Origin of the sequence: Promicromonospora panici, from assembly GCF_900608595.1 — a bacterium.
GTDB classification, from domain to species: domain Bacteria; phylum Actinomycetota; class Actinomycetes; order Actinomycetales; family Cellulomonadaceae; genus Promicromonospora; species Promicromonospora panici.
The window spans coordinates 116,521-142,837 of the sequence record NZ_UWYY01000019.1 but is presented as its reverse complement, the minus strand read 5'-3'; the positions used below and the strand labels follow the sequence as shown (position 1 = coordinate 142,837).

Genomic DNA, 26,317 nt, shown 5'->3' with positions numbered 1-26,317 from the left:
TACGTCGCCAGACGTCCAGTCCGATACAAGCCAGATTCGATGCCACGGTCGCCTACGCTAACCCGGCACCCACCCGGATCGCGCGATACACCGTGAACCCGTCATTCGGGAGCGTGCTTGTCCAGGAACGCGTACACCTCGGCGTCGTCCACCCCGGGGAAGGCGCCGCGCGGCAGGGCCGCGAGGATCTGCTGGTGCATACGCCCGGAGGGCCAGGCCTCGCCGGACCAGCGCTCGGTGAGCTCCGGCGCGGGGCGCTGGCAGCAGGCGGGGTCGGGGCACGTGGACACGCGCCGCACCTGGGTGTCGCGCCCGCGGAACCACTTGGCGTGCGCGTAGGGCACGCCGACCGTGATGGAGAACGCGCCCGACCCGCCGTCAGGCCCGCCGGCCGGCGACATGGATCCCGTCTGGGTGGAGCACCAGAACGTCCCGGCCGGGGTGTCGGTGTACTGGTAGAACTCGGTGGCCCGGTCGCGGCGCTCGAACGCCTCGCGGGCCGCCCACCTGCGGCAGATCAGCTGCCCCTCGATGGCGCCCGTGACGTCCTGCGGGAACGGCAGGCCGTCGTTCGCGTAGCCGCGGAACAGGGCGCCGTCCGCCCCGACGCGCAGGAAGTGCAGCGGGATGCCGAGGTGGTGCGTCGCGAGGTTGGTGAGCCGCATGGCGGCGGCCTCGTGCGTGATCCCGAAGGCGTCACGGAAGTCCTCGACCGCGAGGTCGCGCTCACGCTTGCGCGCCTCCAGGAACGGCACCGCGACGAACTGCGGCGCCAGGCACGCGGCGGCGAAGTACGTGATCTCGACGCGCTGCCGCAGGAACTCCCCGTAGGAACGCGGCCGGTCGTGCTCGAGCACCCGATGGGCGAGCGCCTGCAGCGCCAGCGACCGCAGCCCGTGACCCCCTGGGGTCGACGCCGGGGGCAGGTAGATGCGTCCGTTGCGCAGGTCGGTCACCGAACGGGCGGACCGCGGCAGGTCGTCCACGTGCAGCAGGGTGAAGCCCATCTGCTCCGCCATCCGCGCCACGGTGCGGTGCGTCAGGGCGCCGCCGGTGTACCCCGCGGCCTTGACCATCTGCTCGGCCAGTGCCTCGAACTGCGGGTAGTGGTTGTCGCGGGCCTCCCGCTCGAGGCGCAGGTCGGTGTTCGCGCGCCGGGCCTCCTCGGGTGTCGCGATGGCCAGCTGCTCGCGCCGGGCCAGCTCGTCGTGCAGGCCCACGAGCTGCTCCAGCACGGGCATCGGCAGCTTCTGGCTGGGCTTGACCGACGGCACGCCCAGGGTCGTGAACAGCGGCCCGCGCTGCGCCCGCTCGAGCGCGATCTCCAGGGCCGCGCGGCGCGACGGCGGCTCCGCGCTGAGCAGCTCGCTCATCGGCACGCCGAGCGCCTCCGCGACCGACCGCAGGAGCTTGAGCCGCGGTTCGCGGCGGCCGTTCTCCACCAGCGACAGCAGGCTCGGGGCCGAGCCCACCTTCTCGCCGAGCGCGTCCAGCGTGAGCCCCTGCGCGGTGCGCAGATGCCGGATGCGACGACCCAGTGTGATGAGGTCGGTCTCGCCGCCGGCTGTCGTCTCGCCCGAGCTCGGCACGTCGTTCTCCGTCCAGTCGTGTGATGGCGGTCACCCGGAGACACCCGGGACAGACCAACAGGATTCCGCTCCTTCACACTACGTGAAGATCGGTGATTCTTGACAGCCCGAAGACTGGAATTCGCGCGGATCCGCACACAAGAGTGGAAACAAGCCCGCCACCGTGGCCAGCCGCATGACGATCGGAGCGCACATGTCCGTCCTCGCGAACCCCCGCCGAACCCGGCTCGTCGCCGAGCTCGTCTCCGACATGACGACCGACCAGGGCTCCGCCTCCTCGTCCGAGGCGGCGGCGCACACCCTGCCTCCGGTCGGCGAGCAGGACGTGCACGCCTGGGTGGCGAGCGTCGCCGAGCTCACGCAGCCCGACGAGATCGTCTGGTGCGACGGCTCCGCGGAGGAGAAGCAGGGCCTCATCGACCAGATGCTGGCCGCCGGCACGCTCGTCGAGCTGAACCAGGAGAAGCGCCCGGGCTCGTACCTGGCCCGCTCCAACCCGGCCGACGTCGCCCGCGTCGAGTCGCGCACCTTCATCTGCTCGCAGGACGAGGACGACGCCGGCCCCACCAACAACTGGGTGGCGCCGGACGAGATGCGCACCGAGCTGAAGGGCGTCTTCCAGGGCTCGATGAAGGGCCGCACCATGTACGTGGTGCCGTTCTCGATGGGCCCGGTCGGCGGCCCGATCTCGCAGGTGGGCATCGAGATCACCGACTCGCCGTACGTCGTCGTCTCGATGCACGTCATGACGCGCGTCTCGGGCGAGATCCTGAAGCTGATCCGCGCCGGGCAGCAGTGGGTCCCCGCCGTGCACTCGGTGGGCGCACCCCTCGCCGAGGGCGAGTCCGACGTCGCCTGGCCGTGCAGCGACACCAAGTACATCGTGCAGTTCCCGGAGACCCGCGAGATCTGGTCGTACGGTTCCGGCTACGGCGGCAACGCCCTGCTGGGCAAGAAGTGCTTCGCGCTGCGGATCGCCTCGGCGATGGCGCGCGACGAGGGCTGGCTCGCCGAGCACATGCTGCTCATCCGCATCACGTCGCCCGAGCAGCGCCAGTATCACCTGGCCGCCGCCTTCCCAAGCGCCTGCGGCAAGACGAACCTCGCGATGCTCCAGCCCACCATCCCGGGCTGGAAGGTGGAGACCCTGGGTGACGACATCGTGTGGATGCGCCCCGGTCCCGACGGCACGCTGCGCGCGATCAACCCCGAGGCGGGCTTCTTCGGCGTCGCGCCGGGCACCGGCATCGACACCAACCCGACCGCCGTGGCGACCTTCGACCGCGACACCATCTTCACGAACGTCGCCCTGACGGACGACGGCGACGTGTGGTGGGAGGGCCTGACGCCCGAGGCACCGGAGCACCTGATCGACTGGCAGGGCAACGACTGGACGCCCGCCGACGCCGACGAGCGGCCGGCGGCCCACCCGAACTCCCGCTTCACGGTGTCCGCCGCCCAGTGCCCCACCATCGCGGACACCTGGGAGGACCCGGCCGGCGTGCCCGTCGACGCCATCGTGTTCGGCGGCCGCCGCGCCACGAACGTGCCGCTCGTGGCGCAGTCGCTCGGCTGGGAGCACGGCGTGTTCATGGGCGCCACCATCTCCTCGGAGCGCACGGCCGCCGCCGAGGGCGCGCTCGGCGAGCTGCGCCGCGACCCGTTCGCGATGCTCCCGTTCTGCGGCTACAACATGGCCGACCACTGGGCGCACTGGCTGGAGGTCGGCGCGGGCATCGAGGAGTCGAAGCGCCCGCGGATCTTCCAGGTCAACTGGTTCCGCAAGGGTGAGGACGGCCGCTTCCTGTGGCCGGGCTTCGGCGAGAACTCGCGCGTCATCGAGTGGATCGTCGGCCAGGTCGAGGCCGGGCGCGGCCTGCGGCCCGACGCCTCCGTGGTCTCCCCGGTGGGCAGCCTGCCCGCGCCGGGCAGCCTCAACCTGGACGGCATCGAGGTGTCGGACGCCGACCTGGCGGCCCTCTTCGACGTCCCTGCCAAGCCGTGGCTGGCCGAGGCAGAACTGACCGAGGAGTTCTTCGCGCGGTTCGGTGACCACACGCCGGCCGCGCTGCGCGCCCAGCTGGACGCTCTCAAGGAGCGCCTGGCCCGCTGACTTCGGGCGGCGGACGGCGCGACTGAATCGGGTGGCTACCCGTCGCGCCGTCGGCCGTCCGAACAGGTTTCCTTCCCCGGCCGGGTTATTGAGGCATCCCGGCCGGGGATTCTCCTTGCCCGATCAGCCGCAGAGGCCCCGGACAGTGGTCGTGCGCCAGTCACCCCGCCAGTAGATGCCGCCCTGCGCCGCGACACACACTCCGTCGACGTTGCTGAACACCACCCTGTCAGTCCGGTAGGCATAGGTACCGCTCGTCCCGGACATGAGGCGGCCGCTTGTCATGCGCACCGCCGTGTTGGCAGTCACTCCCCAGCTCGGGCCGGTGTGCACCGTCACCGCGCACTTGGCGTCGGTGCTGCGGTTGTAGTAGACGTCCAGCCAGGCGACCCTGCGGCCGCCCGCGTGGATGCCCTTGTGGACTATGCGCTCGCCACAGCCGATTCCCGTCGGCGCGGCTGGCGCTTCCGGCGCGGCCGCCACGGTCGGCGCCGGTGCCGCGGTCGCCGGAACCGCCGCGGCACCGGCGACGGGCAGCGCCAGGGTGACTGCCGTGACCAACGCCATGGCGCGCTTGCCCCAGGGCCTCCGAAGTGCGGTGATCATGTCTGGCCTCCTCGATCGACACGCGTGCCGTCTGCACGCGGGCTCACGGTAGGTACGGCCACCCGGGACCCCTCCCGGGTACGGCCACCCGGCACCTTCCGAGCGCTCAGTACCGCATCCCCATCAGCCCGCGGACGTCGTCCAGGGTGCGGTCCGCTATCTCGTTCGCCCGGGCGTTGCCCCGGGCGAGCACCTCCGCGAGGTGCTGGGGCCCGGCGGAGGCGAGCTCCCGCCGTCGGGCACGGAGGGGGCGCAGGCCCTCCACGACCGCCTCGGTAACCACCGCCTTGAGCCGGCCCGCGCCGGCGGCGCCCACCTCGTCGGCGAGCGCCTCCGGCGACGTCCCGGTGAAGTACGCGCCGATCTGGAGCAGGTTCGCGATCTCGGGCCGCCGTTCGGGCTCGTAGGTGATCACGCGGTCGGCGTCGGTCCTGGCCCGCTTGAAGAACGCCGCGGTCTCGTCCTCGGAGGCGCGCAGCTCGAGCGCGTTGCCCCGCGACTTGGACATCCGGCGGCCGTCGTCGCCGAGGACGGTGGTCGAGGGCGCGATGAGCGCGTCCGGCTCGGGGAAGTACGGCTGCGCGGCCGCGTACCGCTGGTTGAACCGCCGGGCCACGGTGCGGGTGATCTCCAGGTGCGGCAGCTGGTCCACGCCCACCGGCACGAGGTTGCCGTGGCAGAACAGGATGTCGGCGGCCTGGTGCACCGGGTAGGTGAACAGGAGGCCGGAGATGCCGCGCTCCTGCCGCAGCAGGGCAGCCTCCGCCTCGGCCTTCACGGTCGGGTTGCGCTCCAGCTCGGCGACGGTGACCAGCGAGAGGAACGGCAGCAGGAGCTGGTTCAGCGCGGGCACCGCCGAGTGCGTGAACACGGTGCTGCGCTCGGGGTCCAGGCCGGCCGCGAGGTAGTCGAGCAGCACCTCGCGGACGGTGGCGGGCAGGTCGCCGGTGTCGTCCCGGTCGGTGATGACCTGGTAGTCGGCGACGATCAGGAACACCTCGACGCCCAGGTCCTGCAGGCGCACGCGGTTGGCGACCGTCCCGAGCAGGTGGCCGAGGTGCAGCGCCCCCGTGGGGCGGTCTCCGGTCAGGACGCGGTACTCCCCCGGGTTCCGGGCGATCAGGTCCTCCAGGACCGCGGTGCGTTCGCGGGCCGCGGCGACGGAGCGGGTGGTGCTGCGCACCTGCCGAGGGGTGGACGACGGCGGGGTGGTCGCCTCGGGCGTGGTGGTGACGGACATGTGGGTCTCCTTGGTCAGGGAGCCGCCCGCGCACGACGTCGGGCACAAAGAAGTCCCGGGCTGCGGCGAGCAGCTCGGGACTTCTGTGCGGGTGGGCGCGTCAGGTCACGGCTGCGAGTGCAGCCGCCACCAGTTCAGCCCGTGTGTCATGGCGCCCAGGCTATGCGGACGCACGGTGGTGGGCAAGACGTCTTGCCCTCAACTTTGGTTGAGGTTCTAACGTGGCCGAAGGACGCCGGCCGCATGGGCCGGTCCCGGTGCCGGACGGACTGGGCCTGCGCGAGGCCGCGGCACTCGTGACCGACGGCGTCACCGCACTGCGGCCGGCCCGGCACGCGCCAGCGGGCGATGGGCGGCCGTGGGTCCTGGTGGCGGCCGCCGCGGGCGGAGCCGGGTCATTGGCGGTCCAGATCCTGCGCGACGCCGGCGCTCGCGTCATCGCGGCCGCCCGAGGCGAGCCCAAGCTGCGCCTCGTACGCGAGCTGGGTGCGGAGGTCGCCGTCGACTATTCCGAGGAGGGCTGGGTCGACCGGGTACGCGAGGCCACCGGCGGGAACGGCGTCGAGCTGGCGCTGGACGGGGCGGGCGCCGCGCTGGGGGAACAGGTCTTCGAGACGGTGGCCGACGGCGGGCGCTTCGTCACCTACGGCACCTCGGGCGGGCGGTTCACCGAGATCGACCCGGAGGTCGCCGAGCAGCGGCAGATCGAGGTGATCAACGAGCTGGCAGACGGGACACCCGACCCCGAGCTCGTCCGGACGCTGCTCGAACGGGTGCTGGGCCTCGGGGCGGCGGGGCGGATCCGCCCGGCGATCGGGGCGACGTTCCCTCTGGCCGACGCCGCGGCTGCCCACGCCTCGCTCGCCGAGCGCGCCACCGTGGGCAAGTCGCTGCTGCTGGTCTGACGGCGGCTCCGCCGCAGGCCGATGCCGGCTGCCCGACGGCGGGACCACGCTCCGCCGTCGGGCAGCGAGAATGGACCCGTGCCGCACCAGCCTGACGTCCCCACGCTGCCCGATTCCCCGCTCGCCCACGTCGTGTACTTCGAGCCCCGCATCCCCGGGAACACCGGCTCTGCGATCCGGCTCGCGGCCGTCACGGGCGCGCGGCTGCACCTGGTGGAGCCGCTGGGCTTCGACCTGTCGGAGGCCAAGCTCAAGCGCGCGGGCCTCGACTACCACGACCTCGCCGTGATGGACGTGCACCCCTCGCTCGACGCGGTCCTCGACGCCCTGCCGGAGGCCCGCGTCTTCGCGTTCACCACCCGGGCCACCACCCGCTACACCGACGTCGCGTACCGGCCGGGCGACATCCTGCTGTTCGGGCCCGAGCCCACCGGCCTGCCGCCAGAGGCGCTCGCGCACCCGAGGGTCACCGACGAGCTGCGAATCCCGATGCTGCCCGGGCGCCGGTCGCTCAACCTGACGAACGCGGCGTCGATAGCGGTGTACGAGGTGTGGCGCCAGGCGGGGTTTGCCGAGGGGGCGTGACGCGACGCTCGTGTCGCTGCCAGGCCGATCAGATCGACCGACGCCAGTCGAGAGCCACAGCCGCCCAGTGACGTGGTTCGCTCGCAGAAGCGACACTGAGATCATCGCAAAAGTGCTGTCGAAACGATCGCAAAAGTGATGTTGAGATTCTCGCAAAAGTGATAACGTGGTCCGGTGAACGGCTACAGAGGGCGAATCGTCGACCAGATCGTCCAAGGCGCCCTGGACACCTTTGGCGCCGTCATCATCCAGGGCCCACGTGCAGCAGGCAAGACCACGACGGGTCTGCAGATGTCCGCCAGCAGCATCCGCCTAGACTCGACTCCTGAGCTTGCCGCTCTGGCCGAGACGTCACCTAGCACTGTCCTCACGGGCAAGACCCCACGGCTGCTTGACGAGTGGCAGCTCGCACCAACGCTCTGGAACGCCGTCCGCCACGAGGTCGACGAGCGCGCAATCCCGGGTCAGTTCATCCTGACCGGCTCTGCTACGCCAGCCGATGACATCACGCGCCACAGCGGCGCCGGTCGATTCCGCCGTGTAACTCTCCGCCCCATGACGTTGGCTGAGAGCGGCGAGAGCACGGAAACCCTCACTCTCGCGGACCTGTTCAGTAGCACAACGATCGGCGGGATCGGCGGCCCCACCGTCGAGGACTACACCGACCTTCTGGTGCGCGGCGGCTGGCCCGCCCTCGTTGCACAGCCCAATCGTTCGGCCCAGGAGTACCTCAGAAGTTATCTGGACGATGTCGCTCGTGTCGACCTGCCCAATGCCGATCTTCGAGCCGATCCGATGCGCATGCGGGCCCTCATCCGCGCATTGGCGCGCAACGTTTCAACAGAGATATCCGCGGCGAAACTCAGCAAGGAGTCCGAGATCGGAGAGCCGGACACGGAGGTCTCTGCCCCGACGGTCCGCAAGTACCTCGACGCCCTGACGAGGGTCTTCGTCGTCGAGGAACAACCAGCTTGGGCAACACACCTGCGCTCCAAAGTTCGGCTACGCACCCACCCCAAGTGGCACTTTGTCGACCCGTCGCTCGCGGCCGCCGCTATGAGGGCGAGCCGAGGAGCGCTCCTCAACGACCTCAATACTCTGGGCTTGTTGTTCGAATCCCTTTGCATCCGCGACCTGCGGGTCTACGCGCAGCAGCTCGATGGCTCCGTGTACCACTACCGCGACGAGGTTGGTCTGGAGGTCGACGCGATAGTCGAGCTCGACGACGGTCGCTGGGCCGCATTCGAGGTGAAGATGGGCGGCTCCAAGAACATCGAGCTCGCCGCTCACAATCTGACCGCTCTCGCAGCCAAGGTCTCCGAGAAGCGCGCGGACCAACTCGCCTCACTTAACATCCTCACTGCCGGCAACACCAGCTACACCCGCCCCGACGGCATCCACGTGGTAGCTCTCGGTCATCTCGGCGCAGCCTGACAGGAGTCCGCCCCGAGTTACGTCGACAGAGCCTCGTCAGCCTCAAGCCCAACAGCCTCGGCGAGGTCCCAGACTTCGGCGTCTCCTGAGTCGCACCACTCAGCGATCGCCTGTTCCGCCTCTTGTGTCACCGACATGGTCACAACCATATTCCTACCGGTGTGAACTACGGCCGGACGACGATTATGCGGCCCGGCGCGAGCTCGTATTGCCCGGGCACGACGCCGCGGCTCGCCGCGCCAGCCTGCGCGATCACCGTGACGGGCGGCTCGCCCACCACACGGTCCGACGTCGGGAACCACGTGCGGCCCGGGCTGACCAGGATGAGCATGCCGTCGATGTGCCCGGTCGGGCTGAACGTCGCGGACCCGGCCGGATAGCGGCCGATGCCGGCTTCGGTGAGGCGGTCGGCGGTGGCGACGACGTCGGGCACCGCGATGCCGACCTCGCTCACGGAGAGCAGGTCGCCAGGACCGAACGGGACGAGCTGGGTGCCGGGCACGTGCGGGCTTGAGGCCTTCGCCCCCGTCACGTGCCCGGCACCCAGGTTTCGGGGGAGATCACGGCGCGCGATCACTTCCAGGACCGATCGGTCCGGCCCCGGGAAGTACAGCGACCGGGCGTTCCAGGCGGCCTGCGCCTCGAACTCGGTGCGGTCGCCGTCGCCCAGCAGTCCGGGGCCCGCCTCGAGAAAGGCGCGAGCGGCGTCGAACCGGTCGTCGTCGATGAGGAAGGCGCAGTGCTGGTCGCCCGTCGTGTCCGGGTCCTCCCGGAATCGGATGACCGACCGGCCGACCGTGACCTCGACGGCCCCGATCTCCTTGCGCACCGAGAGCCCGAGGACGGTCTCGTAGTACGCGGCGGTCTCCGCCGTCGAGCGGGTCACGGTGTCGACGCTCATGATCTCCATGCGGCCCAGCCAACAACCTCAACGACAGTTGAGGTCAAGACCGGCGTTGACGACGCGTTACGACAGCAGCCAGGACGCCGATCGACGCAGCAGCTCCTGGTGCCCCTCCGAGGCGAACGAGCGGACGTCGTGGCCCAGCGCCGAGTACACGCTGCGGCCACCGTGGGCGTCGTTGACCCACAGGACAGGCTGCGCGGCGCCGTCGTCGTCCAGGGTGGTGCCGAGGACCCGCGCGCCGGGCGCCACCCGCAGTCGGCAGTACCTCTCGTCGAAGGTGTCGACCGCGTCGAGGCCCTCCGTGACCGGGTGGCTCTGCGCCAGCTCGAACCGCGCCGGGCCGATCGGTGGGTGCATGGACTCGCCCGGCACCCAGCGGCCGCCGAGCACCTCGGACCAGTCAGGTGCGTCGTAGAACGTGTTCGCGGCCTGGTGCAGGCCGAGCACCGCGCCCCCGGCCCGCGCCCAGTCCGCCAGCCGGGCGTGGAAGCCGAGCCAGTCGTCGTCGGAACCATCGAAGTCAGGGTCGCGGCGGCCCGAGCCGCCGTTGACCACCAGGAGGCCGACCGAGTCGAGGTCGTCGAGCGCGTCACGGAAGAGCCCGCGCACTTCGACTTCGCCCAGGTCACCAAGGATGCCTGCGACCACATGCGACGTCGCCGCGTGGTCGTGCCAGGGGTCCTCGTAACGCCCGCGGCCGGCAAGGATGAGGATGCGCGTCGTCGTCACGGTGCGATCCTGCCACGGCGGTCGCGCTACGGAATCACCAGCACCTTTCCGCGGGCCGCACCGGACTCCAACCGGCGGAACGCCTCTACCGCGTCGCCGAGCCCGTAACGCCGGTCGATCCGCGGACGGACCGCGCCGGAGACGATCAACCCGCCCAGCTCGTCCAGGTCGCGCCGCTGGTTCGGGGTCCATAAGAAGGCGCGCATCCTCGTCCCGGTCAGCCCGCCGATCAGCGGGCCGAGCAGCGCCTTTTCCGCCAGGGAGCCGATCCCCCGCACGATCGGCACGTACCGGCCGCCCGGAGCCAGGCAGCGGCGGAACGCCAGCACGGACCGGGTGTCGGCGATGTCGACGACGGCGTCGAACCTGCGGTCACGTCGTGTGACGTCCTCGCGGGTGTAGTCGATGACGTGGTCCGCGCCCAGCTCCCGGAGGAAGTCGAGCTTGTCGCCGTGGTCGACGGCCGTGACCTCAGCGCCTCGGGCCTTCGCGATCTGCACCGCGAACGGCCCCACGCAGCCGCCCGCCCCGTTGATCAGTACGCGCTCGCCCGGCCGGATCGGCCCGACGGCGCCCAGGCCCTGCAGGGCGAGCGTCCCGGAGTGCGGTGCGGTAGCGGCGTCGTCGAACGAGACGCGGTCGGGGAGCGGCGTCAGGGCCGACGCCGCGACGCGCACCTGGTCCGCGAGCGCACCGTGCCCGGAGTCGAACAGGTCGGCCCACACCCGGTCGCCCGGCTGGAACCCGGTCGCGTCCGGGCCGAGCGCCTCGACAGTCCCGGCGACGTCGACCCCGACCCCACGGTTGGTAGGCCGGAACAAGCCTGTAAAGACGCGGGAGGCGCGGGGGCGGCCCAGCAGGTGATCGAGGTCCGCCATGTTCAGCGAGGCGGCTCTGACCCGGACGATCACCTCGCCCGGACCAGGAACCGGCGGTTCGACCGTGGCAACCCGCAGGATGTCCACCGGACCGTACGCGTCCCGCACGACAGCCCTCACGAGGCGCCGCCCGAGACGACCGGTGCACGCTCCAGCACGAGGAAGTCGGTGACACCGAAGAGACGCGCTACCAGGCGGTCCCGCGCGGAAAGGTCGGGCAGCGCCTCGTCGGGGCCCACGATCTGCGGGACAACGCGGTGCGTCCGCCCGTCGACCCGCAACTCGGCTGAACCCGCCGCACGCACGTTCCGCAGCCAGTCCACACCGGGTCCGTACGGGAGGTAGACGAGGAAGTCGTCGCCCTTCGGATAGACCCCGACCGGGGTCGCGTACGGCGTCCCCGACCTGCGCCCGACGTGCCTGATCACCGCAGTGGACGAGCCGGATTCTCCGGCGTCACGCATCGCCGCGCGATTGGTGACCCGGTTGAGGCGACGGATGATGGCAAGCCCGCGCTGGTTCTTGGTGCGCATGGTCACCACGAGCGCTACGAACCAGACGAGTCCCAGAGCCAAGAGCCCCGCGACGACCCACAGAATCCAGACCCACATGACGTCCTGCCTTCCGATGGAGACTTACGACGTAAGTCTTACGACGTAAGGTAGGGCCGAGGCTTCGACCCGTCAAGCGATTGGCCGACGTAAGATCGCGACATCATGACTTCACCCCGGACGGCAGGCACGGCGCCACGAACAGCCCTGACGCGCGCCCGGGTGCTCGAATCGGCGGTCGCACTGGCCGACCGAGACGGCCTCGGCGCACTCACGATGCGCAGCCTGGCCCGCGAGCTCGGAATCGAGGCGATGTCGCTCTACCACCACGTCGCCAACAAGGAAGACCTGCTGGACGGCGTGGTCGACGTGGTCGCGGCAGAGATCCAGGAGGCCGTCGGCGAGCTGGAGCCCCTGGCCGACGACGCGCCCCCGTCCGCCTGGAAGCCCGCCATGCGCCGGCAGATCCTCACGGCCCGCTCCGTGCTGCTCCGCCATCCCTGGGCGACGACCGTCCTGGAGTCCCGCACCTCGTTCAGCCTGCACATCGTTCGGTACTACGACTCGCTCCTCGGGCTGATGCGGCACGGCGGCCTCTCGTACGACCTGGTCCACCACGCCATGCACGCCCTGGGCAGCCGTGCGCTCGGCTTCTCGCAGGAGCTCTTCGAGCCCGACGGCGCGGCGGCAGGCTCGGCGGCCGGCGGCGCCGCCCAGGAGGGCGCCGACGACGCCGCCACCGCGATGCTCACGCAGATGGCCGACGAGGTACCCCACATGGTCGAGATGCTGGCCGAGATCAGCCACGAGGAACCGGGATCAACCCTCGGCTGGTGCGACGACCAGACCGAGTTCGAGTTCGGCCTCGACATCCTCCTCGACGGGCTCGACCGGTTGGCCGAGCGAGAGAAGCGCTGATCGCCCGGATCAGCGCAACGGGTCGAAGGGCCGGATCTCCGACGGCGTCAGCCCCGTCGTGACCAGGCCCGCCAGCGCGCGGCCGGTCGCCGGGCCGAGCACCATGCCCCACATGCCGTGGCCACCGGCCACGTAGACGCCGGGGGCGGTGGTCCGGCCCACGAGCGGCAGCCCGTCCGGCGTCACCGGCCGGGAGCCTACCCACTCGTCCTCCCGGGAATCCAGGTCAACGTCCTCGAAGAGGTCCCGGACGGAGTTCACGATCGCCCGGATGCGGCCGGGCTGGAACGGCTCGTCCGGCCCGCGGAACTCCATGGTCCCGGCGACGCGCAGCCGACCCTGGTAGGGCGTGCAGGCCACGCGGCGGGCCGGGAAGTAGACGGGGTGGTCGATCGGCGGACCCTGGACGGGCACGCTGAACGAGTAGCCCCGCCCCGCCTGCACCCGGGTCCGCACACCGAACTGACGCGCCAGGCCCGGGAGCCACGCGCCGGTGGCGATCACCACGGCGTCGGCGGTCATCGTGTCGTGGCCATGGACGGTGACCTCGACGCCGGCCGGCACAGGCCGGATCTCCGTGACCCGGGCGTCCGTCAGCAGCTTCGCACCGCGCGCGCTGACCGACGTCGCGAGCGCCTGCACGTACGGGCCCGGCTCGATGTACCGCTGCCCCTCCAGCGTCCAGGTCGACCGGACGGCGTGGGAGAGGTGCGGCACGCGGACGCCGTCGGGCACCCGTGAGAGGCGGACCTCCTGGCCCGCCTTGGCCACACCGCGCAGCTCGTGCACGAACGGGACCGACTCGCGCTCCCGCTCGAACCCGATCACCCAACGGCTGGGGTGCGACGTCGCGTGCACGCCGCCGGCCTCGAGCTCGTCGTACGCCTCGAGCGCCATCCGGTCGATCGGCGTGAGGTCGGCCATCGCGCGCCGCCACGCGCCCGGAGTCGCGTGCGTCATGAACCGGGCGACGAAGCCCCAGAGCGCCCGGTCGAACCGGAACGGGACGCTGAGGGTGGCGTCGGGATCGAGCATCGCCTTCGGGCCATAGGTCCAGAGCGACGGATCGGCCAGCGGCATCGCCATGCCCGGGGTGAGCCAGCCGGCGTTGCCCCAGGACGCGCCGGCCGCGACGCCGTCCCGGTCGAGGACCGTCACTTCCACGCCACGTTCTTGCAGGTGCCAGGCGGTCGCGAGGCCGACCATGCCGGCCCCCACGACGATCGTGGTCTTCGTCTCGCGCACGCTCGTGCTCCTTCTCGTCAGGGCTGTACCTCCCAGTACCCCTCCCCGTCGAGCGGTGGATGCTCCTATCGTCCGCCCGCCGGGTCGATTCGGCGCAACGGCTCCGTGAAGTGCGGTGGAACGTGTGGTGTGGATTTCCTGGTTGTCCGGCTCAGCCGAGCGGCTGCGCGAACGGCTCGATCGCGGCGACCTCGTCGTCGCTCAGCGGACCCGCCGCGAGCGCCGCGACGTTGTCCTCGAGCTGCGCCACCGACGACGCACCGATCAGGGCCGACGTCACCCGCTCGTCCCGCAGCACCCAGGCGAGCGCGAGCTGCGCGAGCGTCTGGCCGCGGCCGACGGCGATCTCGTTCAGCGCCTTGGCGCGGCCGAGGTAGTCCTCGGTGAGCGCGCCGGACGAGAGGAACGGCGAGTCGGGGCGCGCGGCCCGGGAGCCCTCGGGCGCAGCGCCCGTGAGGTACTTGCTGGTCAGCAGGCCCTGCTGCAGCGGGGAGAACACGATGGTCCCCACACCGAGCTCACCGACGACGTCGAGCAGCGACTCGGTCTGCGCGCCGTCGTACGCGTCCTCGTGAGCCGGGTTCTCGATGTGCCGGTTGAGCATGGAGTAGGACGGCTGGTGGATGAGCAGCGGGACGCCCAGGTCGGCGAGAATCATGGCGGCCTGGCGCGTGCGCACGGGCGAGTAGTTGGAGACGCCGACGTACAGGGCCTTGCCCTGCTGGACCGCCGACGCGAGTGCGCCCATGGTCTCCTCGAGCGGCGTCGAGGGGTCCGGCCGGTGGTGGTAGAAGACGTCGACGTAGTCGACCCCCATCCGGGTGAGCGACTGGTTCAGGGACGCCATGAGGTACTTGCGCGAACCGTGGTCGCCGTACGGGCCGGGCCACATGTCGTAGCCGGCCTTGGTCGAGAGGATCAGCTCGTCGCGGTACGGCTTCAGGTCGGCCGCGAGGTGCCGGCCGAAGTTCTCCTCCGCGGAGCCGTACGGCGGGCCGTAGTTGTTCGCCAGGTCGAAGTGCGTCACACCCAGGTCGAGCGCCCGGCGCAAGATGGCGCGCTGCGTCTCGAACGGGCTGGTGTCGCCGAAGTTGTGCCAGAGCCCCAGCGACAGCGCGGGGAGGTCCAGGCCGGAACGGCCGGTGCGGCGGTAGGTCATGGTGTCGTAGCGGTCCTCAGCTGCGAGATACCGGGGTGCGAGAGGCATGCGGCCATGGTGGCACGGCGCCGGCCCTCACCTCGCCCGAGCCCATATTCGAGCGCAGCACTTGCTGCCAGATCGGCCGCCCTCTGGCAGCAAGTGCTGTGCTCGATGACGTCAGCCCACGTCGGTGGGGTGGGTCAGCAGCTGAGGTTGCCGCCCGGGTCTACGCTCAGCGCGCTGGTGAAGCGGAGGTAGGTGTCGATGCGGCTCTGTACCTGGGCGGGGTTGCCGCCGTTGCACTCGATGCTGCCGTTGATGGAGCGGATCGTCTCGCCGAAGCCGCGGCCGTTCACGATCGCCGCGTGCGGCGTCATGGTGCCCGGCCCGTTCTGGGTGTTCCAGTACCAGAGCCCGGTCTTCCAGGCGATCGCCGAGTCGGTCTGCACGAGGCGCGGGTTGCGCAGCAGGTCGATGCCGAGGGCGTCCCCCGCGGCCTTGTAGTTGAAGTTCCAGCTGAGCTGGATGGGGCCGCGGCCGTAGTACTGGTCGTTGCCCGCCGGGCAGCCGTAGGGCTGGGACGTGTCGCAGTAGTGCGGGTAGTTCGCGGTGTTCTGCTCGACGATGTGGACCAGACCGCCGGTCTCGTGCGAGACGTTGGCGAGGAACGCCGCGGCCTCGCGCTTCTGGACGGTCTCGCTGCCGCTGTTGGCGAAGCCGGGGTACGCGCTGAGCGCGGCGACGAGCCCGGAGTAGGTGTAGAACGAGTTCCGGTTCGGGAAGAACTGGTTGAACTGCGCCTGGCTGACCGGGAAGTCGTCGGTGCCGGGCGGATCGGTCGGCGGATCGCCGCCGTCGCAGGTGCCGGTGCGCTCCCACACGCCCCACTCGCCGGTGGTGCCGGGCGTCTCACCCTGGGTCCACCACTTGGCGCGCCAGGCGGCGCCGGCATGGGTGACCTGGTTGCCGCCGACGTAGACGGCGCTGCTGCTCCAGGCGGGCGCGCTGCAGCTGGCCACCGCGGCCTGGGCCGCGGGCACGACGACGGCGGCGCCTGTGGTCAGGAGCGCGGCCACGAGAGCCGCGATCAGTAGCGGTGCGCGACGAGATCTCACGGGGAACCACCTCGCTTCGGGTCCTTGGCCGTCGCGGTCGACGGCCGATTTGTTCAGGAACCTAGCAAGCGGTCGCCGAGCGGGAGTGAGGGATTCCCACACGAACAACCCGTACAGGTCACCTGTCGCGCCACGGAGAAGATCCCCGCCGCCTTCGGGGGATGCTGGAGGTCCCGATCGCCCAGACGACATGGGCGAGGACGGCGTCACCGTCACCTACGGATTCGCGTACGACGGCGAGCCGCTGCCTGGTATCGAGATCGTCGGGCTGCCCGCCGAGCCGCTCGCCGCATGCGCCGTCCACCTGGGACCCATGGAGGGCATCTCACGGAGCTGGATGGCCCTGATGACCGAGGCGACGGAGCGCGGGCTCACGCCGTCGGGCGCCGGCCGCGAGCTGTATGTCCGGGCCGAACGAGAGGACCAGGCCGACTAGGGCCACCGAGCTCCAGCAGCCGGTCACCCGCGCGTAACCCCTTGGTTGTGGCCGTGATCGTTGCGACTACGTGCCCGGTTTAGGCGCAACGATCGCGCTCACAACCAAGGAGTCAGGTGACAGCGCCCATGTGCCAGGGGATGAACTCCTCGGCACCGATCTCCAGCTCCTCGCTCACCGTCTGCTCCCCCGATGCGACCGCGAGGATCCGGTCGAAGATCTGCAGGCCCACCTCGGCGACCGTGGCGGTGCCGTCCACGACGACGCCCGCGTTGATGTCCATGTCCTCGGACATCACCGAGTACATCGGGGTGTTGGTCGCCACCTTGATGGACGGCGTCGGGCGGCACCCGAAGACCGAGCCGCGCCCGGTGGTGAACACGACGACGTTCGCGCCGCCCGCGACCAGGCCCGTCACGGACACCGGGTCGTAGCCCGGGGTGTCCATGAAGGCGAACCCGCGCTCCGTGATCGCCTCGGCGTACTCGTAGACGGCGCCGAGGTCGGCCTGCCCGCCCTTGGCGACCGCCCCGAGCGACTTCTCCAGGATGGTCGTGAGCCCGCCGGCCTTGTTGCCCGGCGACGGGTTGTTGTCCAGCGTGCCGCCGCCCGCCGCGACGTAGCCGCGCCACCAGTCGATACGGTCCAGCAGTTTCTTGGCGACGCCCGGCGACGTCGCCCGGGCGGTGAGCAGGTGCTCCGCGCCGTACACCTCGGGCGTCTCGGCCAGCACGGAGGTCGCGCCGTAGGCGACCAGGCGGTCCGAGGCCCAGCCCAGCGCGGGATTGGCCGTGATGCCGGAGTAGCCGTCCGAACCGCCGCAGTTCAGCGCGAGCACCAGCTCCGACACGTCGCACTCGACCCGCTCGCGGGCGTTCACCAGCGGCAGCATCTCGCGGACGGCGGCCACGCCCGCGCGCACCGAGGCCCGTACGCCGCCGGCCTCCTGGATCGTCAGCGAGCGCACGACCGTGTCGTCGGGGATGGCGGCCAGCAGCCCTTGCTTCGCGTCGTCGGGGGCGCCGATCCCGGGCATGCCCAGGTCGGCGACCTGGCCCGAACGGGCCGACAACGCCGCGCCCGGAACCATCTCGCAGCCCAGCCCCAGCACCAGAAGGCCGGCCACGTTCGGGTGGGCGGCGTACCCGCGCAGAGTGCGCAGCAGGATCTGCCCGCCCTCGGAGTCCGGGACCAAGCCGCAGCCCGAGGTGTGGGTGAGCGCGATGACGCCGTCGACATTCTCGAACTCGTCCAGGACGGCGCCGCGGAACTGGTCGGCGATCATCTTGGCCGTCGAGGCCGAGCAGTTCACGCTGGTCAAGATCGCCACGAAGTTGCGGGTGCCGACCCTGCCATCGGCCCGGCGATAACCACGAAACGTGGGGCGGGCACCGTCGGGCACCGGGAGCTCCGTGTGGGTGCCGCCCAGCGGCGCCTCGCGCGCGCCCTCCTCGAACCCGAGGTTGTGCGCGTGCACGTGATCGCCCCGGGCGATGTCCGCGGTCGCAACCCCGATGACCTGCCCGTACTTGTGCACCTCCGCGCCTGCGGGCACGTCCTTGAGCGCGATCTTGTGCCCCCGCGGCACCGGCTGCCCGACGGCGACCGGGGCCGTCCCGGAGGCGGAGACCTCGTCGCCCGGGCTCAGGTCGCGGGTCGCGACGGCGACGTCGTCCCCCTCGCGCAGGACGAGCAGATCGACCTGGGACACGTCGACACCTCTCTGTATGAACCGTTTCATCCTACCGATCTGCCGAGGTAGAACTGTGGCGAGGTAGAACCCCAGCGGAACTGGAGTTCTACCTCGCTACAGTTCTACCTCGCCACAGTTCTACCTCGGCAACCTGAGGGGGGTCAGCCGGCTATGGCCGCGTTGACCTCTTCGATGAGCTGGGTCGCCGCCTCTTCCGGTGTGATCCGCTCGAAGAGCACCTCGGTGTTGATGCGCTCCATGATGTCGGCGAGCTCGGCCGAGCCGTGCGGCGGGACCGGCGGCGTGTCGACGATCTCGTCCTCGATGTCCGCCATGAACTCGGCCACCTTCTGTTCCGTGGGCGGCAGGTCGCCCAGGACCGCCTCACGCACCTCGGTGTTCGCCGGCAGACCGCGGTCGGTCAGCATGATCTCCGCTGCCTCCTGCGAGTTCAGCATGAAGTCGACGAACTTCGCGGCAGCCTGCGGGTACTCGGTGTCCGCGGAGGCCGAGTAGAACATGGCCGGCTTGTAGTACATGCCGGTGCGCTCGCCCTCGGTCTCGCCGGGCAGGCGCAGCAGCTCCAGCTCGTGGCCGGATGACTCGCTCAGCGCACCGAGCTGGTTGGTCCACCAGACGCCCATCGCGCCCTGGTTGGTGCCGAGCAGACCGCCCTCGGGACCGGCCGCCTGGTACTCGACAGTGCGTGCGGCGTCGGGCTGCCCGCCGCCCTCCATCAGGTCGAGCGAGACCTGGAAGAAGTCGGCGATGGTCTCCTCGGAGACCCCGAGCTCACCCTCGGGCGTGAACAGGGACTCGCCACGCTGCCGCGCCATCACGTTGAGGCCGGCCTCGTTGAAGCCGTAGTCCTGCGTGCCCCAGACGTCGTCGCCCGCACCCTCCGAGACGGCGTTCGCCGTGGCGACGTAGTCCTCCCACGTCCAGGTGGTGTCGTCCGGCACGTCGACGCCGGCGTCGGCGAAGAGCTCCGGGTCGGCGACGAGCGCGTAGGCGTTGATGCCGGTCGGGATGCCGTACTGCGTCCCGTCGATCTGGCCACCGGCCAGGACGCCGTCGTCCACCTTCGACGTGTCGATCTCCAGCGAACCCAGGTCGGCGAGCACGCTCTTGGTCGCGTAGTCGGAGATGTAGCGCTCCTCCATGGTGATGACGTCGGGGGTGTCGCCGGCGGCCACCGAGGTCGCGAGCTTGTCCCAGTAGCCGTCCCAGTCGGTGAAGTCGGGGACCACGGTGATGTCCGGGTTCTCCGCCTCGAACGCCTCGATGATCTCCTGCGTCGACGCGTGGCGGGTGTCGGAGCCCCACCACGAGAAGCGGATCTCGCAGGGGCACTCCTCCGCGGCGGGGGGCGGCTCGTCGCCACCCCCGCCGATGCCTGAGTCGCCGCCCCCGCACGCTGCGAGGGTCAGCGCCACGGCCGCGATACCCGCGGCCGAGGCGGCGAGGCGCTTGCCGCGCCTCCTGGGTATTCCGTTGCCGGTGGTGCTCATGTGTTTCTCCTTCGGTGACGTTGACGTCGTTGTCGCATCTCGGGCAGAGCTCCGGGACTGCTACTTGATTCCGGTGGTCGCAATGCCCTTGACCAGGTACTTCTGTCCGAACAGGAAGGCGATGAAGACGGGTATCAGCGACACGATCGACATCGCGAACAGCGATCCCCACGAGCTGTTCCCCGTGGAGTCGACGAACGTGCGCAGGGCAATCGGCACGGTGTACATCTCGGGCCGGGTGAGGAAGATCAGCTGGCTGAAGAAGTCGTTCCACGTCCAGATGAACGTGAAGATCGCCGTGGTGGCGAGGGCCGGCATCGACAGCGGCAACATGATCTGCAGGTAGATGCGCAGGTGGTTGGCGCCGTCGAGGGTCGCGGCCTCGTCCAGCTCGCGCGGGATCCCCCGGAAGAACTGGACCATCAGGAAGATGAAGAACGCGTCCGTGGCCAGCAGCTTCGGCACGATCAGCGGCAGGAACGTGTTGATCCACTCGAGCTGGGAGAACAGCACGTACTGCGGCACGATCACCACGTGGATCGGCAGCATGATCGACATCAGCATGACCGCGAACCACAGCCGCTTGCCCTTGAACTCCAGCCGCGCGAACGCGTAGGCCGCCAGGGAGCAGGACAGCAGGTTGCCGAGCAGCGACCCGAGCACCACGAGCGCGGAGTTGATCAGGTAGTGGCTGAACGGGTGCAGCAGGGCGTTCCACCCGTCCGTGTAGTTGGACAGGTCGATGTCGGTGGGGATGAGCCCGGGCTCGCGGAAGATCAGCGCGTTCGGCTTGAACGAGCTCGCCAGCATCCAGAGCAGCGGGTACAGCATCACGAACCCGAAGGCGATCAGGCCCGCGTGCTTCAGCACGCTGCCGATCCGTGCTCGCAGGTGCCGGCCGCGTGGCCGGACGATCGGACGGCGGTCCTCGGGCGGCGGCCGGTCGCTGCCGGACGGCGGCAGCACCGCGGTCGACGTCGCGGTCCGGGTGGGCGTGGAGGCGTCAGTCATCGTAGAAGACCCAGTACTTGGAGGCGAGGAAGTTGACTACCGTCATGCCGCCGATGATCAGCAGCAGGAACCAGGCCATCGCCGACGCGTAGCCCATGTCGAGCGAGCCGAACCCCTTGAGGTAGAGGTACAGCGTGTAGAGCAGCGTCGAGTCGGACGGGCCGCCGTTACCGCCGCTCACGACGAACGCCCTGGTGAAGGACTGGAACGCCTCGATGAGCTGCAGGACGAGGTTGAAGAAGATGATCGGCGTCAGCAGCGGCACCGTGATGCTCCGGAACTGCCGCCACCGGGAGGCGCCGTCGATCGAGGCCGCCTCGTAGTACATCTGCGGGATCTGCCGGAGGCCCGCCAGGAAGATCACCATCGGCGCGCCGAACGTCCAGACGTTGAGCGCCATGAGGGTGTCGAGCGCGTAGTCCGGGTGCGACACCCAGCCCTGGCCCTGTACGCCGAAGAGCGCCAAGACCTGGTTGACCAGGCCGTCCGCGCCGAAGATCTGACGCCACAGGATCGCGATGGCCACCGAGCCGCCGAGCAGCGAGGGCAGGTAGTACACCGAGCGGTACAGGGCGAGCCCGCGCATGCCCTTGTCGAGCAGCAACGCCAGGCCCAGGGCCGCGGCGAGCTGCAGCGGCACGGACACGAACACGTAGGTGAACGTGACGCCCAGGGACTTGAGGAGCCGCGGGTCCTCGAACATCCGCGTGTAGTTCTCGAGGCCCACCCACTGGGGCGCCGAGAGCAGGTCGTAGTCCGTGAAGGAAAGGTACAGCGAAGCGCCCATGGGTCCGGCCGTGATGAGCGCGAGCCCCGCGAACCACGGCGCGAGGAAGAACAGCGCCCAGCGCCCGTCGCCCTTCTTGCGTGGGCTGGCGCTCCGTCTGCTGCGGGAGAGCTCTTGGATCACTGACATGGGTTCACCCCCGCGGTGGCGGGCGGGGGCTCGGACCGCCAAGGTCCGGGCTCGCGGTTCGGGTGGCGCATCGCGTTTGTCCTCCGGATCGTCGTCGATCCCCGGTCATCTCGGTGAGAAACCGGTCTCTGGTGGAGGAACGTACCACACGAGGAACCGGTTTCCCATGGTGTACGGTCGCATCGGGAAACCGGTACCGGCCCAGCCCGCGCCAGGACGCGGGAGATCGCCGAGGCAAGCCGGTCATGTGACGGACGGAGAGCAGATGGTCAGCGGCAGCGCAGGGGGCACAGGTCAGCGCGCAGGTCAGCGACGTGTCACGGCCACGATCGGAGATGTCGCGACGGCGGCCGGGGTCTCGCGGGCAACCGTCTCCCGCGTCATGAACGGGCGCAGCACGGTCGACGCCGCGATCGCCGAGCGCGTGCGCGACGCCGCGGCGTCACTGAGCTACCGGCCCAGCAACGCCGCGCGCAGCCTGGCGCTCGGCCGCACCCAGACGGTGGCCCTCGTGGTACCCGACCTGGGAAATCCCGTGTTCCAGCAGATCCTGCGCGGCGTCATGGACGGCGCCGCCGAGGACGGCTACCGCGTGCTCGTCGCTGACACGGTCGAGGACGATCAGCAGGAGGGCGCCATCGCCCTCGAGGCGCGCATGCGCTGCGACGCCCTCGTGCTCGTGTCCCCGCGCATCGGCGACGCCGAGCTCAGCGCGCTGATCGCCGACGTCGAGCCCGTGGTCCTGGTCAACCGGGAGACCGGTGGCGCGGCGCCCAGCCTCGTCGTGGACTACGAGGACGCCGCGCTGCAGGTCGTGGAGCACCTCGTCGCCCTCGGCCACCGCCGCATCGTCTACCTCGGCGGACCCGTGCGCAGCGCCTCCGACGAGCTGCGCCGCGCAGGCCTCGCCCGCTCCCGGCGGCAGCACACGGACCTGGAGATCCTCGACCTGCCCGCCGGGCCGGACATCCAGGCCGGCCACGCCGCCGCCCCCGCCGTCCTGGCGACTCGTGCCACCGCTGCGGTGGCCTTCAACGACCTGGTCGCGTTCGGCCTGCTCGCAGGCCTGAACGAGGCCGGCGTCGCCGTGCCCGCCGACATCTCGGTGGCCGGTTTCGACGACATCGAACTGTCCCGCTACGCCACACCCGCGCTGACGACGGTCGCGGTGCCGCAGGCCGAGCTCGGCCGACACGCCTGGAGGGAGCTGCACGCCGTGATCGACGACGACGCCCACCCCGCAAGCTCTGCCCGATTCACGCCGAGCCTGGAGGTGCGCGGCAGCACCGGGCCCGTACCGCAGGGGCCGGAACGTGTGCACATCACGGACGACGACGGCGCCGTCGTCGTCCAGCGGGAGGAGATCCCGACCGTGCCGCCCACCGCCCCGCCCATCTGGTCACTCCCCGCGGACCCCGAGGCCGACGCCGTGGTGCTGACCGTCGGCGACGGGCTGGAGCTGGTGCGCCGCGACGCGGGCGACCGCATGCCGAAGGTGCACGCCCGGCGCCCTTACCTGCACCCCGTGCACACCCTGGGCGGCGTGCCGCTCACCGACGTCAGCCCGGTGGACCATCGGCACCACTACGGTGTCGGCATCGCCGTGCCGGACGTGAACGGCACCAGCTACTGGGGCGGCCGCACCTTCATCGAGGACGTCGGCCCGACGCTGCTGAAGAACCACGGCCGGCAGACCTCTCGGGGTATCCGCGTCGAGGCCACGCCCGCCAGCCCACGGTCCGGAGCCGGAGCCGACGAGGCCCTGGTCGAGGACGTGCTGTGGTCCGACGAGCACGGCGACCCGCAGCTCCGCGAGGAGCGCCGCATCACCGGCCGCCTGCTCCCCCAGATCCCGGGGTCAGCGGCCGCACCCGGCTGGGTCCTCGACTGGCGCTCCACGCTGCACGCCGACCACGGCCCCCTGGAGATCCGGTCGCCCGCCACCAACGGCCGCCCGGGCGCCGGCTACGGCGGCCTGTTCTGGCGCCTGCCGATCGCGGAGAGCACCAAGGTCCTGTCGGCGGCGGGCACGGGCGAGACCCGGGCACACGGCAGCACGTCGCCGTGGGTGGCGTTCGTGCAGCAGCAGGGCGGCCGGTCGACGACCCTCCTGCTGGTGCAGCCGAGCCAGGTCCGGCCGTGGTTCCTGCGGAGTGCCGAGTATCCGGGCGCGGGCCCCGCGCTCGCCTGGGACTCACCCCTGCTCGTGCCCGACGGCGGTTCCGTGCAGCTCGACCTCGTCGCCGTGCTGCTCGACAGCGCGCTCACCGGTACGGCGGCCGCCGCGCTGGCCGCCGACCTCACCGACGGCGGCCGGCGGTGAGCCTGGTGAAGGTTGCGGTCGTCGGCATCCACGGCCACGGCGGCTCCCACCTGCGGACCGTCGCAGACCTGGAGGAGAGAGGGCTGGCGCGGCTGAGCGCCGTCGTCGACCCCCGGGAGCCCGAGGACGCCCCGGCGCCCTGGTTCGCGAGCCTCGGTGACCTGCTCTCGGCCGACGCCGACGCGCTGCCCGACGTCGTGGCCCTCGCGACACCCATCCACACCCACCTGCCGCTCGCCCGCGCCGCGATGGAGGCGGGCATCGACGTCCTGCTGGAGAAGCCGACCACGGCGTCCCTCGCGGAGCACGCCGAGCTCGTCGCCGTCGCCGAGCGGACGGGGCGGCTGTGCCAGGTCGGGTTCCAGACCTTCGGGTCGCACGCGCTGCCCGCCGTCGCCGACATGATCGCGCGCGGGGAGGTGGGGCAGGTGACCGGCATCGGCGCCGTCGGGACCTGGGTCCGGACCGCCGCGTACTGGGCGCGCTCGCCCTGGGCGGGACGCCGCCGGATGGGCGACCGTGCGGTGGTCGACGGCGTGGTCACCAACCCGCTCGCACACGCCGTCGCGACGGCGCTGTGGGTGGGCGGCGCCCGGGCCAGCACCGACATCGCCTACGTGAACACCGACCTGTGGCGCGCCAACCCGATCGAGGCGGACGACACGTCGTCGCTGCGGGCCGTCGGCACCGACGGGACGCGGTACGGGTTCGGGCTCACGCTCTGCGCGCCGGAGCGCACCCCCGCGCGCGTGATCGTGCAGGGCACCGCCGGCGAGATCGAGCTGGAGTACGAGCGCGACCTGGTCCGGCTGCGCACCGGGCGGGTCGTCGCAGAGAAGCAGTACGGACGGACAGGGCTGCTGGAGAACCTGCTGCTGGCGCGTGCCGCCGTTGATGCGGGGGCCGGTCCGGAATCCGGCGCGGCGAACGGGGCGCCGTCGGGCCGCGCCGGGGAGCGGCTGCTGTGCGACGTGCGGGACACCGGCGCGTTCATGCAGGTGCTCGAGGCAGTGCGGACGGCGGCGGACCCGGCGCCGATCCGGGACGCGTTCGTGGAGTGGGTCGACGGGGGTCCGGGGCCGGGTCCTGGTGCCGGCGGCGGGGCCGGTCCCGGTGCCGGCGGCAGGCCAGGCGGCGGCTTGAGCGGTGCGCAGGGCAATCCCGAGGGCGACGCCCGGCACCCGGTCGTGCGCGACGTCGCCGAGTGGTGCGAGCGGGCCGCGCGCGAGCAGCGCACGTTCACGGAGCTGGGCGCTCCGTGGACAGCTCTGACCTGACCCGCCGGCCCGTGGGAGGGTGCACATGTGCTACCCGTGCTGACTGCCATCGGTTCCATGGCCTGCGTGGTCGCACTCGGCTGGGTGATCCAGCGGACCGGGCTGCTGTCGGGCCGTAGCCTCCCGCGCGGTGTCGCGCGGGGCGGCTCCGGGGACGCCGACGGCGGTGCGGGCGCACGGCGGACCCTCGCGACGCTGTCCTTCACGATCTGCGCGCCCGCCCTGATGTTCAGCACGCTCGCCTCGACCGACCTGGCGCACGTCCTCTCGCGCGGCGCGGCCGTCACCTGGGCCACGACCGCTGGGCTCGGCCTGGTCACCGCCGCGGTGGCGCGGTGGCTCCTCCGGCTGCCGTCCGGACCGGCCGCCGTGACGACGCTCGCCGCGGTCTACGTCAACGGCGGGAACATCGGCATCCCGCTCGCGGTCTACCTGTTCGACGACGCTCTCGCCGTGGTGCCGACCCTGCTCTTCCAGCTGCTCGTGCTGGCGCCGCTGGCGCTCTCCGTGCTCGACCGGTCGGTTGCGGCCGACGGGCGAGCGACGACGACGTCGGCCTGGCGTTCGATGGGGCACGTGTTCCTCGCCGCGTTCCGGAACCCGATCACGCTCGGCACGGTCGCGGGCCTGCTGGTCGCGGTGCTGGGCGAGCTGACCGGCGTCCGACTGCCCGACGTCGTCCTGATGCCCTTCGACCTGATCGGCGCCGCCGCGCCGCCGCTCGGGCTGCTGGCGTTCGGCATGACGCTCGCGGTGCCGCTGCCGCCGGCGGGCGGCGTCGACGGTGACGAGGGCGTTGACGGCGGCCAAGGCGCGCGCACAGGCAAGGGCAAGGGCCGCACGCTGGTGCGTTCGGTGATCGCGGTCTCCGTCCTGGTGCGCAACGTCCTGCACCCCCTGGCGGCGTGGGGGTTGGGGCTCGCACTGGGCCTCGACGGGCCGGCCCTTGCGATCGTCGTCACGATGGCGGCCCTGCCGACGGCGGTGAACGTCACCACGTACGCGACGCGCTACGGCGTGTTCGACGGCGTCGCCGCACGCGCCACCGTCTGGACGACGGCGCTGTGCGTGCCGGTCCTGGTGGCGGTCGGCGCACTCCTGGCGTGACCCGCCCGTAAGTCACCCCGCGCTGGGTCTTGTGGTGGAGCGTCCGGGCTGCCATCGTACGTACGAGAAACCGGTTTCCCAGCATCG

The 26,317-nt window shown here is 71.1% G+C and carries 23 protein-coding genes; 9 read left to right on the top strand and 14 right to left on the bottom strand.

Annotation, left to right across the window (positions count from 1 at the left end; all coding sequences use genetic code 11):
• Nucleotides 1-101: 101 nt before the first annotated feature.
• Entirely contained in the window at nucleotides 102-1,589 is a 1,488-nt protein-coding gene (locus EW117_RS21835; protein WP_129788798.1) for an XRE family transcriptional regulator, read from the bottom strand.
• 250 nt (nucleotides 1,590-1,839) lie between these two features.
• Here EW117_RS21835 and EW117_RS21830 point away from each other — a divergent pair, with 250 nt between their 5' ends.
• Nucleotides 1,840-3,702 (top strand): phosphoenolpyruvate carboxykinase (GTP), encoded by a 1,863-nt coding sequence (locus EW117_RS21830; RefSeq protein WP_422891421.1) that lies wholly within the window; start codon nucleotides 1,840-1,842, stop codon nucleotides 3,700-3,702.
• Between the two features lie 123 nt (nucleotides 3,703-3,825).
• Here the strand turns inward: EW117_RS21830 and EW117_RS29830 are convergent, their stop codons facing one another.
• On the bottom strand, nucleotides 3,826-4,308 hold the full coding sequence (locus tag EW117_RS29830; RefSeq protein ID WP_207211987.1) for a hypothetical protein: 483 nt from the start codon (nucleotides 4,306-4,308) through the stop codon (nucleotides 3,826-3,828).
• A 106-nt stretch (nucleotides 4,309-4,414) separates the two neighbouring features.
• On the bottom strand, nucleotides 4,415-5,548 hold the full coding sequence (gene trpS / locus EW117_RS21820) for a tryptophan--tRNA ligase (RefSeq protein ID WP_129788797.1): 1,134 nt from the start codon (nucleotides 5,546-5,548) through the stop codon (nucleotides 4,415-4,417).
• A gap of 221 nt (nucleotides 5,549-5,769) precedes the next feature.
• Between trpS and EW117_RS21815 the strand changes: the two genes are divergently transcribed.
• The 3 genes from EW117_RS21815 to EW117_RS21805 all read left to right on the top strand — a co-directional run bounded on the left by EW117_RS21815 (nucleotide 5,770) and on the right by EW117_RS21805 (nucleotide 8,472).
• Nucleotides 5,770-6,453, top strand: coding sequence for a zinc-binding dehydrogenase (locus EW117_RS21815; RefSeq protein WP_129788796.1), 684 nt, complete (start codon nucleotides 5,770-5,772; stop codon nucleotides 6,451-6,453).
• Nucleotides 6,454-6,558: 105 nt separating this feature from the next.
• On the top strand, nucleotides 6,559-7,038 hold the full coding sequence (locus EW117_RS21810; RefSeq protein WP_242504440.1) for a tRNA (cytidine(34)-2'-O)-methyltransferase: 480 nt from the start codon (nucleotides 6,559-6,561) through the stop codon (nucleotides 7,036-7,038).
• Between the two features lie 174 nt (nucleotides 7,039-7,212).
• Nucleotides 7,213-8,472: an ATP-binding protein gene (locus tag EW117_RS21805; protein ID WP_129788794.1), complete on the top strand. Its 1,260-nt coding sequence runs from the start codon at nucleotides 7,213-7,215 to the stop codon at nucleotides 8,470-8,472.
• Nucleotides 8,473-8,638: 166 nt separating this feature from the next.
• Here the strand turns inward: EW117_RS21805 and EW117_RS21800 are convergent, their stop codons facing one another.
• From EW117_RS21800 to EW117_RS21785, 4 genes are read right to left on the bottom strand one after another with little or no spacing between them, the layout of a single operon-like run.
• Nucleotides 8,639-9,382: a VOC family protein gene (locus tag EW117_RS21800; protein WP_129788793.1), complete on the bottom strand. Its 744-nt coding sequence runs from the start codon at nucleotides 9,380-9,382 to the stop codon at nucleotides 8,639-8,641.
• 57 nt (nucleotides 9,383-9,439) lie between these two features.
• Complete coding sequence (locus tag EW117_RS21795; RefSeq protein ID WP_129788792.1) at nucleotides 9,440-10,108, bottom strand: ThuA domain-containing protein; 669 nt, start codon at nucleotides 10,106-10,108, stop codon at nucleotides 9,440-9,442.
• Between the two features lie 26 nt (nucleotides 10,109-10,134).
• On the bottom strand, nucleotides 10,135-11,106 hold the full coding sequence (locus EW117_RS21790) for an NAD(P)-dependent alcohol dehydrogenase (protein ID WP_129788791.1): 972 nt from the start codon (nucleotides 11,104-11,106) through the stop codon (nucleotides 10,135-10,137).
• Nucleotides 11,103-11,597 carry a nitroreductase family deazaflavin-dependent oxidoreductase gene (locus tag EW117_RS21785; RefSeq protein ID WP_129788790.1) on the bottom strand — a complete coding sequence of 165 codons (495 nt, stop codon included), beginning with the start codon at nucleotides 11,595-11,597 and terminating at the stop codon, nucleotides 11,103-11,105. The genes EW117_RS21790 and EW117_RS21785 overlap by 4 nt, the downstream gene beginning before the upstream one ends.
• 105 nt (nucleotides 11,598-11,702) lie before the next feature.
• Between EW117_RS21785 and EW117_RS21780 the strand changes: the two genes are divergently transcribed.
• A complete protein-coding gene (locus EW117_RS21780) occupies nucleotides 11,703-12,455 on the top strand; it encodes a TetR/AcrR family transcriptional regulator (protein ID WP_165362809.1) in 753 nt (250 codons plus the stop codon).
• Nucleotides 12,456-12,464: 9 nt separating this feature from the next.
• Here the strand turns inward: EW117_RS21780 and EW117_RS21775 are convergent, their stop codons facing one another.
• From EW117_RS21775 to EW117_RS21765, 3 genes are all read right to left on the bottom strand, one after another.
• Nucleotides 12,465-13,700: an NAD(P)/FAD-dependent oxidoreductase gene (locus tag EW117_RS21775; protein WP_129788789.1), complete on the bottom strand. Its 1,236-nt coding sequence runs from the start codon at nucleotides 13,698-13,700 to the stop codon at nucleotides 12,465-12,467.
• Between the two features lie 151 nt (nucleotides 13,701-13,851).
• The gene (locus EW117_RS21770; RefSeq protein WP_129788788.1) at nucleotides 13,852-14,907 is read right to left on the bottom strand and encodes an aldo/keto reductase; all 1,056 of its coding nucleotides are present in this window, start codon (nucleotides 14,905-14,907) and stop codon (nucleotides 13,852-13,854) included.
• Nucleotides 14,908-15,041: 134 nt separating this feature from the next.
• Nucleotides 15,042-15,956 (bottom strand): glycoside hydrolase family 19 protein, encoded by a 915-nt coding sequence (locus EW117_RS21765; protein ID WP_129788787.1) that lies wholly within the window; start codon nucleotides 15,954-15,956, stop codon nucleotides 15,042-15,044.
• A 190-nt stretch (nucleotides 15,957-16,146) separates the two neighbouring features.
• Between EW117_RS21765 and EW117_RS21760 the strand changes: the two genes are divergently transcribed.
• The gene (locus tag EW117_RS21760) at nucleotides 16,147-16,392 is read left to right on the top strand and encodes a GyrI-like domain-containing protein (protein ID WP_129788786.1); all 246 of its coding nucleotides are present in this window, start codon (nucleotides 16,147-16,149) and stop codon (nucleotides 16,390-16,392) included.
• Nucleotides 16,393-16,504: 112 nt separating this feature from the next.
• Here the strand turns inward: EW117_RS21760 and EW117_RS21755 are convergent, their stop codons facing one another.
• The 4 genes from EW117_RS21755 to EW117_RS21740 form a co-directional block, all read right to left on the bottom strand.
• On the bottom strand, nucleotides 16,505-18,103 hold the full coding sequence (locus EW117_RS21755; protein ID WP_422891409.1) for a UxaA family hydrolase: 1,599 nt from the start codon (nucleotides 18,101-18,103) through the stop codon (nucleotides 16,505-16,507).
• Nucleotides 18,104-18,246: 143 nt separating this feature from the next.
• The gene (locus EW117_RS21750) at nucleotides 18,247-19,596 is read right to left on the bottom strand and encodes an ABC transporter substrate-binding protein (protein WP_129788784.1); all 1,350 of its coding nucleotides are present in this window, start codon (nucleotides 19,594-19,596) and stop codon (nucleotides 18,247-18,249) included.
• 60 nt (nucleotides 19,597-19,656) lie between these two features.
• Nucleotides 19,657-20,607, bottom strand: coding sequence for a carbohydrate ABC transporter permease (locus EW117_RS21745; RefSeq protein ID WP_207211986.1), 951 nt, complete (start codon nucleotides 20,605-20,607; stop codon nucleotides 19,657-19,659).
• A complete protein-coding gene (locus tag EW117_RS21740) occupies nucleotides 20,600-21,523 on the bottom strand; it encodes a carbohydrate ABC transporter permease (protein ID WP_129788783.1) in 924 nt (307 codons plus the stop codon). The genes EW117_RS21745 and EW117_RS21740 overlap by 8 nt, the downstream gene beginning before the upstream one ends.
• Nucleotides 21,524-21,788: 265 nt before the next feature.
• Between EW117_RS21740 and EW117_RS21735 the strand changes: the two genes are divergently transcribed.
• From EW117_RS21735 to EW117_RS21725, 3 genes are read left to right on the top strand one after another with little or no spacing between them, the layout of a single operon-like run.
• Entirely contained in the window at nucleotides 21,789-23,846 is a 2,058-nt protein-coding gene (locus EW117_RS21735; protein ID WP_129788782.1) for a DUF6807 family protein, read from the top strand.
• Nucleotides 23,843-25,123 carry a Gfo/Idh/MocA family protein gene (locus tag EW117_RS21730; RefSeq protein WP_129788781.1) on the top strand — a complete coding sequence of 427 codons (1,281 nt, stop codon included), beginning with the start codon at nucleotides 23,843-23,845 and terminating at the stop codon, nucleotides 25,121-25,123. Before EW117_RS21735 ends, EW117_RS21730 begins: the two co-directional genes overlap by 4 nt.
• A gap of 36 nt (nucleotides 25,124-25,159) precedes the next feature.
• On the top strand, nucleotides 25,160-26,230 hold the full coding sequence (locus EW117_RS21725) for an AEC family transporter (RefSeq protein ID WP_129788780.1): 1,071 nt from the start codon (nucleotides 25,160-25,162) through the stop codon (nucleotides 26,228-26,230).
• Nucleotides 26,231-26,317: the final 87 nt, after the last annotated feature.